General features: G+C 39.1%; 10 protein-coding genes and 2 rRNA genes. 4 read left to right on the top strand and 8 right to left on the bottom strand.

Annotated elements, in window-relative coordinates:
* The first annotated feature begins 136 nt into the window (after nucleotides 1–136).
* Both rrf (EYS08_RS22550) and rrf (EYS08_RS22545) read left to right on the top strand, forming a co-directional pair.
* Nucleotides 137–248: ribosomal RNA gene (rrf, locus tag EYS08_RS22550) — 5S ribosomal RNA — on the top strand.
* A 118-nt stretch (nucleotides 249–366) separates the two neighbouring features.
* Nucleotides 367–478: ribosomal RNA gene (rrf, locus tag EYS08_RS22545) — 5S ribosomal RNA — on the top strand.
* Nucleotides 479–923: 445 nt separating this feature from the next.
* On the opposite strand, the gene EYS08_RS22540 is transcribed toward rrf (EYS08_RS22545), so the two are convergent.
* Both EYS08_RS22540 and EYS08_RS22535 read right to left on the bottom strand, forming a co-directional pair.
* The gene (locus EYS08_RS22540) at nucleotides 924–2021 is read right to left on the bottom strand and encodes a hypothetical protein (RefSeq protein ID WP_131032211.1); all 1098 of its coding nucleotides are present in this window, start codon (nucleotides 2019–2021) and stop codon (nucleotides 924–926) included.
* Nucleotide 2022: 1 nt separating this feature from the next.
* Nucleotides 2023–2838 (bottom strand): sigma factor-like helix-turn-helix DNA-binding protein, encoded by an 816-nt coding sequence (locus EYS08_RS22535; RefSeq protein WP_131032210.1) that lies wholly within the window; start codon nucleotides 2836–2838, stop codon nucleotides 2023–2025.
* 437 nt (nucleotides 2839–3275) lie between these two features.
* Between EYS08_RS22535 and EYS08_RS22530 the strand changes: the two genes are divergently transcribed.
* Nucleotides 3276–3491: a helix-turn-helix transcriptional regulator gene (locus tag EYS08_RS22530; protein ID WP_131032209.1), complete on the top strand. Its 216-nt coding sequence runs from the start codon at nucleotides 3276–3278 to the stop codon at nucleotides 3489–3491.
* A gap of 353 nt (nucleotides 3492–3844) precedes the next feature.
* Here EYS08_RS22530 and rlmN read toward each other — a convergent pair whose 3' ends face one another.
* The 5 genes from rlmN to EYS08_RS22505 form a co-directional block, all read right to left on the bottom strand.
* Nucleotides 3845–4900 (bottom strand): 23S rRNA (adenine(2503)-C(2))-methyltransferase RlmN, encoded by a 1056-nt coding sequence (rlmN, locus tag EYS08_RS22525; protein ID WP_131032208.1) that lies wholly within the window; start codon nucleotides 4898–4900, stop codon nucleotides 3845–3847.
* A gap of 93 nt (nucleotides 4901–4993) precedes the next feature.
* Nucleotides 4994–5965, bottom strand: a complete 972-nt coding sequence (rluF, locus tag EYS08_RS22520; protein ID WP_131032207.1) for a 23S rRNA pseudouridine(2604) synthase RluF — start codon at nucleotides 5963–5965, stop codon at nucleotides 4994–4996.
* A 27-nt stretch (nucleotides 5966–5992) separates the two neighbouring features.
* Nucleotides 5993–6514, bottom strand: a complete 522-nt coding sequence (locus tag EYS08_RS22515; protein WP_131032206.1) for an NADPH-dependent FMN reductase — start codon at nucleotides 6512–6514, stop codon at nucleotides 5993–5995.
* 119 nt (nucleotides 6515–6633) lie between these two features.
* Complete coding sequence (locus tag EYS08_RS22510; RefSeq protein WP_131032205.1) at nucleotides 6634–7194, bottom strand: DinB family protein; 561 nt, start codon at nucleotides 7192–7194, stop codon at nucleotides 6634–6636.
* A 73-nt stretch (nucleotides 7195–7267) separates the two neighbouring features.
* Nucleotides 7268–7957 (bottom strand): helix-turn-helix transcriptional regulator, encoded by a 690-nt coding sequence (locus EYS08_RS22505; RefSeq protein ID WP_131032204.1) that lies wholly within the window; start codon nucleotides 7955–7957, stop codon nucleotides 7268–7270.
* Between the two features lie 140 nt (nucleotides 7958–8097).
* Here EYS08_RS22505 and EYS08_RS22500 point away from each other — a divergent pair, with 140 nt between their 5' ends.
* Entirely contained in the window at nucleotides 8098–10572 is a 2475-nt protein-coding gene (locus EYS08_RS22500; RefSeq protein ID WP_131032203.1) for an ATP-binding protein, read from the top strand.
* Here EYS08_RS22500 and EYS08_RS22495 read toward each other — a convergent pair whose 3' ends face one another.
* Complete coding sequence (locus EYS08_RS22495) at nucleotides 10573–11904, bottom strand: sigma-54-dependent transcriptional regulator (RefSeq protein WP_131032202.1); 1332 nt, start codon at nucleotides 11902–11904, stop codon at nucleotides 10573–10575.
* Between the last annotated feature and the right edge of the window lie 19 nt (nucleotides 11905–11923).

Here is an 11923-nt window from a genome sequence, read left to right as displayed (position 1 = left end):
TAAAGCTGGCGACAGCACAGTCGAGTAGTACTAATCATCCGAAGCTTTCAAAGCAAACAGACTGTTGTTTGTTCTTCTAACATAACTTCTTTCAATAATATGTCATTTAAGCTCGAGATAGCTTATCTAAAGAAATTTAGGTGCCTATATCGGTGGTGTCCACCTCTTCCCATTCCGAACAGAGAAGTTAAGCCCACCAGAGCCGATGGTACTGCGGTAACACGTGGGAGAGTAGGTCGGTGCCAAATCTTAAAAGAAACCCCTTGACGGTAAGTCGAGGGGTTTTCTTGTTATATACAAGGCCATGTGTTTTTAAGGCTGATAAAATTGAAATACTGAAAGACCTTTGGTCTTAAATAAAAATATTCAGGTGCCTATATCGGTGGTGTCCACCTCTTCCCATTCCGAACAGAGAAGTTAAGCCCACCAGAGCCGATGGTACTGCGGTAATACGTGGGAGAGTAGGTCGGTGCCGGATCTTAAAAAGAAACCCTTTAACAGCAATGTTGAGGGGTTTTCTTCATTTTAATCACAGCCTATTGTGCTTTAAGTATATTGTGTTGTTTCCTGGTTATTTCCAAAGTGCTCGGCTTCTTGTATGATGAAAATTACTCTACTTTAGCTCTGAAATGCAGAGCTTGATCACCCCTGGGCTAAGATGCACAGGCAGCCACTGTTTTTTCGCCCATAATTCACTAACAATAGTGCCCATAGATATTGTATTATCTGATTTGACGAGTAAACTATGATCTCGCCCTATGGCTGTACAAGCAGCCTCTGAGATTTTTAAAATTAGTTTCATCTTGAAGGACATCCAATTTCCTTTATAACATGAAGTCCGCCATTGCAATGCCAGATTTTTATTGGCTTGTGAGAATATTTCTATCTCACTCTACGGTTCTGCAAGAAACCTCTTTCTAATCTTATTCGACGATCATCTGTATGCCTGCCAGTTCTGCCTTATATCTGATCTTATCTTTAAGACTATAATAGCTCCAATTCTGTAAAAGGAAATGATCTTCTTTTGCTATTTCCTCTTTCTCCTGCTGATTGATAAGCAGCAATGTTGCTGCCTGGTGTTTCACGCAGAAATCGATCAGCATCCTGCTATAAACATGTAATTTATGCTCGACATACCGTTTTTCCATATTTCGGTAATCTTCAAGACTTTTCATTTTTCGCTTCCTGCCATGGCCACCACTGTTAAAGGCTACCGCTTTTTTGACCCTATTCACCGCTGCCTGTATAGCCAGCCGGCGGTGAAGAAACTCTTCCTTGTTTCCAATGGCATGTTCATGGATACCAATCTTAACCGTTACCGGGTGCTCTATCGAAAGCGACGCTTCTGCGATGATGGTAGGATCAAGGATATGCTGCTCTTTTTCGATCTGTATGGCTGCCAGTAAGAATACCTTTCCTTTGTCTAACTGAATTTGACTTGAGCGCAGCTTCAACAAACCGCTTTTGATTCTTTCGAGGATAATCTTCTTATCCGAATTGTCTTTCCCAAGATAAGTCCTAAAAGGGATCTGGAAAAGCTTGAAGCTGAAATTCTTGTTATCCGGGGTATTGGTCAATTTCGAAAGTACTTCAGCGCCAAAGGGTAGTGGGATATTCCGTTTGTAGTTTCTGAGTGATTTTTCTCCTTTCCAATAGGAGTCCTTTTCTTTATTGAAATAAGAAATCAGGGTATTGTTAAGGTTGCTTAAGATATTTGTGGGGATCTGGCCCTTGAAATGATTCGACAGCAATCTGTAAGTCGTGTTTTGTCGCGAAGATTTCAGTATACCACTCTCTTCCTTTTTCTCATCTGCAATTTTGAGTTTAACTCCATCGGTCAGGTAAAAAAAATCCTTTACCTGCTCCTGCACAAAATGATGGCTCATGATCATATTTGCCGCACGAAAGCATATCCATTGCCAGTTGTATAGCTGATCTTTTGCATGTTTTATGATATCCTTATCTTCAGAATCAATCAGCAATTGAATTTTGCGTGTAATGACCATAGTATTGCTTTCCATATTACCTGATTTTGGTTTTTCGAATCTTTAATGAGGCGGTGGCAAATACCTGTTGAATATAACCTTGGCTGAGGTTCAGTGCGCTGGCAATCTCCCCGAAGCTGTACTGGAGTTCATAACGCATTTGAAGGATCATGGACTGTTCTTCGCTGACATCACCCTCAAATCTGAACGTACTGGTCCTTCCAATAGAATCGAGCTTCTGAGTGTCATTAATAAGTGACTTTAGGCATTCGAGTGTTCTTTCCACTTTTCTGGCCGCCTGGTAATCGGAGATGCCCCCAATATGCCAGGCAATCCGGCTGTAGTCAAAAGAGTATTTAATACAGAGCCGAATGAATAGTTGCTGGTCTGAAGTTAGATTTGGAATGATTGCTTCTAGTTTTTTCCATTGGTTTTTTAGCTCTTCTTCGGGTTCTTCCTGGTATAACATATCTGACTGGTCTTCTAATGTGGTATCGTTGTTACCAATAAATTCTTGGTAGTTTTCAAGTTCATCTAACCGTAGCATATTACGGTTGAATCTATTACTAGATGTTTTGTAGTAAGCCTTGCATCCGTCCGAGGTCAGTTTTTTGATAAATGCCTCTATATGCTTTGGACCTGTAATAACTTTTCTAGATAGCCAAAGCCTTAAGAATGCTTCATTGACTATGCAGTTCGCATTCACATCGTCCTTTATATATCTAAAGCCATAGTAATATGCGGAGGGATAAAGAATCTGGTAAAAGAATTCTAACCCCTTTTCATTTCCTTCTTGGAACTTTTTAAAATAATGAAAATGGTCAGTATTACACAGTAGTTTTGATGGTTCCATATAGCAGTCTCACTTAATTTTAAACATTAAATAAGCCTCGAAAGATGGTTGCCTGGTCTAAAAATAGGGCTGGAAACTCACTCGGTATAATGCAGCTTGGTTCTGGTAACCGTTCCAAACCTTTCGGAGTGGATCTCGACAAAATACATAAGTGAGCACCAGCCCTATTGATTTATAGGGTGGTGAAATGCTACACTTACGCTCGCCGAGATTAAATTTACCAGATTTAGCTGCGAGGCTCGTATGCAATCCTAATTTTCTATTCTAGAATTACAAAAGTATAATTTTTAATTTATAACAATTTTACCAAAAATAATATTTAATAATTAAAAACGCAAATTAAATAATTAAAAACATTAATATATTGACCTATTACATTGTTTTAAAGTTTAATTTGATTATTTTACTAGTATTATATTTGTTTTACAGCATTTGAAATGAGTAAGACAATCTATAATCGCATCAAATCGGTATTGGCCGAAAAGGGGAAGACAAACAAAGATTTGGCGGATGCTTTAGAAATTGCACCAGAAACGGTCTCTAGTTGGTGTACGAATTCGGCTCAACCTTCTATAAAAAAATTATTTCGAATAGCAGCATATCTAGATACTCAAGCGGGTGACCTGTTAGTATCTATTAAAAAAGAGGGTTGATCCTTTTACTGAGAGCAGAGAACATTGCAGCAGTTACTATATTAATTATCATCGATAGAAACATTCTAAGAATAGAAAGATGAGACAGGACTATAGTTGTCCCAATGCAACCCAGTTTAATCCATTAATCTAATTATATAATGCAATATCAAAGGGGCCTAATTCCTACCTAGATTGATGATTTTTTATGGTTTTTGCTGGATAATCAATAAAGGCTATCTTAATTATTTAAGCAATAACTAAGATCGTAGGAATCCCGGATGATCGAGATGCAAAAAACAGTAAATAAAATTAGCAAGATGAGTCAGTTGAATGATTATTTCAGTGAAAATGTGGCTGGACCGTATTATCAGCTATGCGTTTGCTTCTTCTTTTACCGCTAACTGGCCACAGGCAGCATCGATATCTTTCCCACGGCTGCGACGGATATTGGTATTGATCCCCTGACTTTTCAAGTAATTAGAAAATGCATCAATCTTATCTCCTTCTGCATTAGTAAAATCGGCAAAAGAAATGGGGTTATATTCAATCAAGTTTACCTTGCAGGGAATATGTTTACAGAATTTAGCTAAATCCATAGCATCCGAAATTTCATCGTTAAAGTGATTGAAAACAATGTATTCGTAAGTTACCGGATTTTTAGTTTTAGCGAAGTAGTATTTTAGCGCATCGGCTAATGCTTTTAACGAGTTGGCCTCATTGATCGGCATGATCTCATTACGCTTTTTATCATCAGCAGCATGAAGTGAGAGCGCAAGATTAAATTTTGCACCATCATCACCTAATTTCTTGATCATTTTGGCAATGCCAGCAGTAGAAACTGTAATGCGCTTATAGCTCATGTTTAAGCCATCTGGTGCAGTGATACGCTCAATTGACTTCATTACATTGGCATAATTTAACAGCGGCTCTCCCATACCCATATACACAATATTGGTAAGGGGATTGTTATAGTTCTGTTTAGCCTGTTTGTGGATCAATACTACCTGGTCGTAAATCTCATCAGCGTTTAAATTACGCTTACGGTCCATGTAGCCAGTTGCACAGAACTTACAGGTTAAACTACAGCCTACCTGCGAGCTTACGCAAGCAGTCATGCGATCCTCTAAAGGAATTAAAACCCCCTCTACAATATTACCGTCTGCTAACCTGAAAGTATTTTTAATAGTATGGTCGTTACTGAACTGAGAATTGTTGACCTGAACAGCATTAATGGCAAAAGTTTCATCAAGTGCTTTACGCAGATCTTTAGAAAGATTACTCATCTCCTCGAAACTCGTAGCCGATTTTTCCCAAAGCCATTGGTAAATCTGCTTAGCCCTGAATGCAGGCTGTTGCATCGCTACAAGGTGTTGTTGCAATTGAGGTAGATCTAATGCACGGATATCGGTTTTTTTTGCTGTTACCATTTGCTGCAAAGGTACTTAAAAAAGGGGCTAAGCTGAAAAATTAATGCTAAAAGGCTATAAATCAGGTTGTAATTTTACAATTTGCTTATGCTCCTATTGTCCTCTACCCCTGGTATTTTGTTTTGCAGCTGGTTTGCCCTTCGCTGGCCTGGAATTTCTGTTGCCAGCATTGCTTTTGCCAGTTGGTTTTGCTCCTGAGTGACCAGCGTTCTTTTTGCCTGTTGATTTTGGTCCAGATGGCTTTGGCTTGAACGATTTTTTAGGCTGTTCTTCCTTGAGTTCAGGGATTTCTTCCCATGCATTTGCCTTTTTCTTAGTGCTTTTGGGTTTTGCTTTAGCTTCTGATGATGAATTTTCAACGCTTTTGGTGATGCTCTTCATCTCATCTTCGGTAAGTTCTCTAAATTCTCCGGTCGGAATACCTTTTAGATTGATATTCATGATGCGAGTACGCTCAAGCTTGGTAACCTCATAACCAAAATGCTCGCACATTCTCCGAATCTGCCTGTTTAAACCCTGGATTAAGATAATGTTGAAAACAAATGTGCTGATCTGACGAACCTTACATTTGCGCGTGTTTACCCCCAAGATAGGAACACCATTACTCATTTCGAAAATAAAATCTTCCGTAATCGGTTTGTTTACCGTTACCACGTATTCCTTTTCGTGTTTATTCCCTGCCCTTAAAATTTTGTTAACGATATCGCCGTTATTGGTCAGGAAGATTAAACCTGACGAATCTTTATCCAATCGGCCAATTGGAAATATTCTTTCGCTATGGTTCACGTAATCAACAATATTATCGCGTACGCTGCCTTCCGTTGTACTGGTAATGCCTACAGGTTTGTTAAAAGCCAAAAGGATGAAATTACTTTCTTCTTTAGGTTCGATATTATGACCGTTTACCATCACTTTATCGCCTGCAAAAACCTGATCGCCTACTTTAGCCCTTTTTCCGTTAATGAAAACGGTACCCTTTTCAATATAACGGTCTGCTTCACGGCGTGAACATAATCCACTTTCACTGATGAATTTATTTAAACGAGTTGCAGAGTTATTGTTCATACTGCAATTTTACGGAAATAAATCGTGTTATCCATTCTCCATACTGGCAACAAATGAATCGATGGTGCATTTGAGTGCGGTTAAGGTTTCCTCATCAGTAATCGCCGCGTCGTTATTGATCTTCGCTTTTGCAAATGAGATAAGCTGGGGCGATACCCTTGCTTCAATTACCGTTAAAATATCGATGATAGATTGATAGGCTTTCTCGCCTTGGGTTGAAGCAACTAGTGCTAAAACGGGTTTCCCCGAAAATGATGCTGAACTTACAGTCCAATCGAGTAGGTTTTTTAGCGTGCCTGGTAAGCCCATTGCGTATTCTGGTGTAGAGATGATGATTCCATCTGCCTTTTTGATGATTGAGCGAAGCTCTTCGATAATTTGTGGTGGATTTCCTTGGTCTAAATCAGGATTGAAATGTTGAATATCTGCAATGCATGGAAAGTTTGTTACCTCGAAGCCTCCTCCTAAAAGCCTGGAGATGGCAGTTATGTAAAGTGCATTGGTAGATATTGCTTTCGTGCTTCCAGAGATTGCCAATATTTTTTTCATTGCTAAAAGTAGCAAAGCGGAAATGGAATATCAAGGTAGTCTGGAAATCGTGTTCTCACTTCAAAACGGGCCATCGAAACGCACCAGGTTTCGACAGCCTATTCTGAATTTATTAACAACTAAAAGTTTTGATCATCTGCACTTGGACCATAGCTACCTGGGATTGGGATATCAAGTAATCTTAAGTACACGCCTAATTGTGCCCTGTGGTGAGTGGTTTGGCTAAGTGAATGGCGGATGGTTTCGTATTTAGAATAATCCGCCAAAACCTGTTTGCCCATGCTCAATACCCAACGGCCATTTAGGTCTTCTTCTTTGGCTTTTTCCAATTCTGCTTTTCCAAGTGCATAATTTTTCTCAAGAATTTTAACCAGGTCATCGGCGCTTTCTGCAGGTTGTTCTACATAAGGTGCTGTTTCAAAATCCAGTCCATCGGTAGTTAATGCCAGTGAAACCCAACTCGGCAGATCAGCAATATGAACCGCAAGCGATTTCATTTTCATGCTTTTTTCGTGTGGTGCCCAGTCAAACTTATCTACAGGTACAATAGCCAGGAATTTTTTTGTCGTATTAAATTCGGCTTCTAACTCTTTCAATAATAATTTAATAATGTCCATATTTTTCTGTTTTGTTTTTTCTGCGGTGTTTAAATCCATTAGTAGTAAATCGGCTATACTCATGATTTTGGTGTTTAGTTACACAAAGAAAATACAGCCCACTGACAACCCTATGGCAGCGTGAAAAATATTTTTTTTAATAATTTACTGGGAGCAGATGCATATATTCACTCAATGGCATGTGCTGAGTTTTTTTGAAAGGAATGCCCCGGTTTTTAAGGCAGATGATGCGGGTGAGGTTAAAATCACGGTATTCGTTACGGTAGTGGCACCAGGCAATTAAATGCCAGCTAAAGGCATAGAAAATCAACCCAATTGGCTCTACTTCCCGTTTGCTCACTTCCTCCTTATTGTTTTTATAATCGAGTTCGATCAGGTGTTTTTCGGCAATAGCGTGTTGAATAAGTGATAGGTATTCGAAGTTAAAGTTTAACCTTTCCGGAATCTGCAATTTAATATGCTGGTTTAGGGTTTCGAGCTTTTCCTTTTGTCCCGATTTTAATACCGCCTTTACTTTTGTCAGTGCTGTGGAGTAATGGGTACGGATAGAATTATCAGCAAATCCGTTCACCAAACTTTCAACCAATAGCAGTGCGTTGGCTTCTTCCATATTAAAAGAAACTGGTGGCAGGAAATAACCCTGAACCAGGTAATAGCCTTTATGCTGCTCAAAACTTACCGGTATTCCTTGTTCGCCTAATGCTTTAATATCGCGATAAACCGTGCGTATGCTCATATCAAACCTTTCCGCAATTTTTTCTGCAGTAATGTATTTTTTGGATTGTAGCAAGGTTAGGATTCCGAAAAGTCGGTCGATACGGTTCATAGTTTGTTTTTTTAGGCATTTAAAATTAAAGTTTTTTAATCAATTTTTCTTGTGGTACGTTATTTGTAAAAGATAAATACATATCAATTCTAAAGGTTAAACCGTTATAATTAGGGTTTATCATACATAATCTGAATTAAATGGCTGTTATCCAAAAGCGTTTCTTCCGGGCAATAAAAAGTAAAGTAATTATAGGTTTCCTGTTTGCCTGTTTTGCATTGCTATTGGCATGGGGCATCAGCAAGTTTGCTTTTACGCGGATGCTCAATACCGTTGAAGAAATTTCAGCTCCTAACGATCGCTTAAGAATTGTAAATGATCTCTCACATAAGATTGCCAGGTTAGATCAGTTACAAAGGGACGAGGCTTTCAATAAACAAGGTACCTATAGTTTTCTTAAAGAGTCACGTAAGTTAAGATCCAGTTTAGATACCTTACGTAAATTGTATAAGGGCGATTCAGTCCAGTTGGCCAGGATAAAGTCGATTAAGAATCTGTTAACCGACCGGGATAAACAATTTATCAATTATTTAAAAGTGAGGGAAACATTGGTGAATACCAAATCGTTCTCTGATGAGGTTCAGAAATTAAATGAACTGGTAGCTACACGTACCAGGCAGACGGACAGCGCGGTACTAACCACTGAAACAACTACATCAACCACTACTGTTGCACCCGAAGAAGAACAGAAATCAAGGGGTTTTTTGAGTAAACTGTTTGGCAAGAAGAAATCTGATGTATACAAAATCATTAATGAGGAGTTTAAGGTAAAGCGCGATACGCTGAATGCAAAGGCTGAAGATAGCATTATGAAGAGCATGACGGGTGCCTTAAAAAACATCGAACTGGAGCAGCGTCAGAAAAGCCAGAAATTTTTAAAACGCGAAGCAGACTTATCAAATGCCAGTAATGCCCTGACCGCCCAGATGCTACAGATTTTAAGAGAAGTGGAGGGGGAGGCAGTAGCCCAGGTGGATTTAAACGGTATCCAGGCCAAAGAGGTGGTTAATGACGGGATTACGCAGATCACAACCATTATCATTATCTTTTTTTTCTTGACGGTTATTTTGCTGTATTTAATTTTAGCTGACATTACAAAAAGCAACAGATACAGAAGGGCTTTGGAACTTGCTAAAGATGAGGCCGAATACCATGGCAAGGCTAAGCAACGGTTCCTATCGAACATGAGCCATGAGATCAGAACGCCTCTGCAATCTATTTTAGGCTACGCTGAGCTGATTACCCAGCAGGATGTGCCCAATAAAAAAGATGTGGATGCCATTTATCAATCTTCCATTCATTTACTTCAAATTGTGAACGAGGTATTAGATTATAACCGGATTATTTCGGGCGAGTTTAGTTTCAATAACCAGGTGTTCAACATCAAAAAAGCTTTAGACGAGGTAGTTTCGGTAATGCGGCCTTTGGCAGAGCAGAAATCACTTCAGTTAAATACAGCACTTGATCTTGCCGATCTGGAATTTGTAAAGGGCGATGCTTTTAGGCTAAAGCAGATTTTATTTAACTTATTAGGTAACGCCGTAAAATTTACATTGAGAGGTGAAATTAAACTTTCTGTATCGTATAAAAAGCAAGGTGATGATCTGCATTTCCATTTTATCATAAAAGATACCGGAATCGGTTTTGAAGAAAAAGATATTCCCAAAATCTTTAATGAATTTGAGCAGATAGAATCACCTGAAAAATACATTATCAACCAGGCTGGTACGGGTTTGGGATTACCTATTGTTAAATCTTTGATCGAAACACAAGGAGGAAGAATTTACGTAAAAAGTAAACCAGGCATTGGTACCACATTTAATATTTACATGAAATATGAAAATACCACCGAGCGTGTAAATGATACTTTAGATTTAGAACATTATGCAATTGTAAACCCAGGCACAGTTTGGGTAATTGATGATGATAAGCTCATTCTGGATTTATGCGGAATGATTTTTCAGAAAAACAAAATTCCGTTTAAAAGCTTTACCCAAGTAGCCGATATCCTGCACGCAGCGCCTGAACCGGATTTAAAATATGTGCTGGTTGATATGCGTATGCCCGAAATGACAGGATTTGAGCTTTGCCATTTATTAAAGAAGAAACTCCCCGCGCACATTAAATTTTACGCCATTACTGCACAGGTTTTACCCGAAGAACGCGAAATGGTTTTGAGCGAAGGCTTTGATGGACTGATAATGAAACCGTTTAGGGCCGTAGATATTCTATCTATATTTGATAGAACCGAAATTTTAACGGAACAGCCTGAATTCGATTTCTCTTCCATTGAGAAAATGACCTTTGGCGACCAGCAAATGCTGGAGAAAATATTGAACCGTTTTAAACAGGATTCTATAGATGACGCTGCAGCGTTGAAAAAACATTTAATAGATGATGACCCAGATCAGGTCAGGTTACTGGTTCACCGCCTTGCAGGGCGCACGGCGCAAATGGGTTCGAAGACTTTGGCAAGCGCATTCCGCACATTGGAACTAGAAATTGCCGAAAAAGGCTTAACCACCAATATTAAATCTGAAGTTTTATTACAGATCAGAAAACTAGATAGCTTAATTGCCTTTATGGAGGAAATCGATTACGCCAATGCCGGATAATTATTCTATGCCGTAACGCTCCATCTTGGCATAAAGGGTTTTACGGTCGATGTTTAAAATCTTAGCGGCTTTTGATTTGTTATGTCTCACTTTGATCAGCGTTTCAGTAATCAACGCTTTTTCATTCTGTTCGTTTACCGCTTTAAGATCGGATGAATTACCTGGAGCTGACTGGTGATGGACAGAAATCATCATTTCATCAGGTAATGCACCAATTTGGGCAACATCGCCTGGGCTTAATAACACCATACGTTTAATCACATTGCTAAGCTCGCGCAAATTTCCCGGCCAATCGTAACTAAGCAAAAGTGTTTTTGCCTCATTAGAAACACTTTTCACATTCCGTTCTAAATCGCGGTTTGATAGCTGTATAAAGTGGTTAATAAACAGTTCTAAATCTCCACCTCTATCTCTCAATGGAGGGAGCTGGATTTTGAACTCATTTAAACGATGATATAAATCTTCTCTAAACTCGCCCTGTTGCATACTATTCGCCAGATCATCATTGGTGGCCGTAATGATGCGGACATTAACAGGAATCTGTTTGGTACTGCCCAAAGGCTGGATTACCCTTTCTTGTAAGGCCCTAAGTAATTTAATCTGCACTTCGTAACTTAGGTTACCCACTTCATCTAAAAATAGTGTTCCGCCATTTGCAGCCTCAAACTGACCTTTTTTGTCATTTAAAGCGCCTGTAAAGGCACCTTTTACGTGCCCAAATAATTCGCTGGCAGCTAAATCTTTCGATAATGCACCGCAATCTATTGCAACGAAAGGTTTATCGGCACGTTTGCTCTGCTGGTGCAGGGTTCTGGCAGCAAATTCTTTTCCCGTGCCACTTTCGCCCTGTATAATTACCGACATGTCTGTTGGGGCTACCAAACTAATGTGTTCATACAGTTTATCTGCAACTGCACTTTTTCCTTTTATAAAATCACTGTTTGTTTCTTTTGGTTCAACACTTTTTAAATCCTTTTTAGCTAAAGAATTTTTGATCACCATGAGTAACTCATCTGGGTTAACCGGCTTCGTAATATAATCAAAAGCACCTAATTGAATAGATCTGACCGCAGTCCGAACATCATTAAAACTGGTCATGATGATTGCAGGTATGGATAGGCCCAGATCACGGATGTGGCTAAGCACTTCAAGACCTGTCCCATCTGGAAGACGGTAATCGATTAAAAGTAAGCCGAATTCATTGTTTTCAACTTGTTTAAATGACTGCTTTACTTGGGTTACAAGGGTAATCTCATGACCGTTTTTTGTTAAAAAACCTTCAAGTAATTGAGCAAATGTAGTATCGTCTTCTAATATCAGGATTCTCGCCATGTAACAAAAATAAGAAAAG

Source organism: Pedobacter kyonggii (assembly GCF_004310665.1).
Taxonomy (GTDB): domain Bacteria; phylum Bacteroidota; class Bacteroidia; order Sphingobacteriales; family Sphingobacteriaceae; genus Pedobacter; species Pedobacter kyonggii.
The sequence above is the reverse complement of the archived record's forward strand: the minus strand, read 5'-3'. Positions and strand labels throughout refer to the sequence as shown.

Coding starts and splice junctions, on each gene's coding strand:
- EYS08_RS22540 (WP_131032211.1), bottom strand. CDS start 2,021: ATGGAAAGCAATACTATGGTCATTACACGCAAAATTCAATTGCTGATT.
- EYS08_RS22535 (WP_131032210.1), bottom strand. CDS start 2,838: ATGGAACCATCAAAACTACTGTGTAATACTGACCATTTTCATTATTTT.
- EYS08_RS22530 (WP_131032209.1), top strand. CDS start 3,276: ATGAGTAAGACAATCTATAATCGCATCAAATCGGTATTGGCCGAAAAG.
- rlmN (WP_131032208.1), bottom strand. CDS start 4,900: ATGGTAACAGCAAAAAAAACCGATATCCGTGCATTAGATCTACCTCAA.
- rluF (WP_131032207.1), bottom strand. CDS start 5,965: ATGAACAATAACTCTGCAACTCGTTTAAATAAATTCATCAGTGAAAGT.
- EYS08_RS22515 (WP_131032206.1), bottom strand. CDS start 6,514: ATGAAAAAAATATTGGCAATCTCTGGAAGCACGAAAGCAATATCTACC.
- EYS08_RS22510 (WP_131032205.1), bottom strand. CDS start 7,194: ATGAGTATAGCCGATTTACTACTAATGGATTTAAACACCGCAGAAAAA.
- EYS08_RS22505 (WP_131032204.1), bottom strand. CDS start 7,957: ATGAACCGTATCGACCGACTTTTCGGAATCCTAACCTTGCTACAATCC.
- EYS08_RS22500 (WP_131032203.1), top strand. CDS start 8,098: ATGGCTGTTATCCAAAAGCGTTTCTTCCGGGCAATAAAAAGTAAAGTA.
- EYS08_RS22495 (WP_131032202.1), bottom strand. CDS start 11,904: ATGGCGAGAATCCTGATATTAGAAGACGATACTACATTTGCTCAATTA.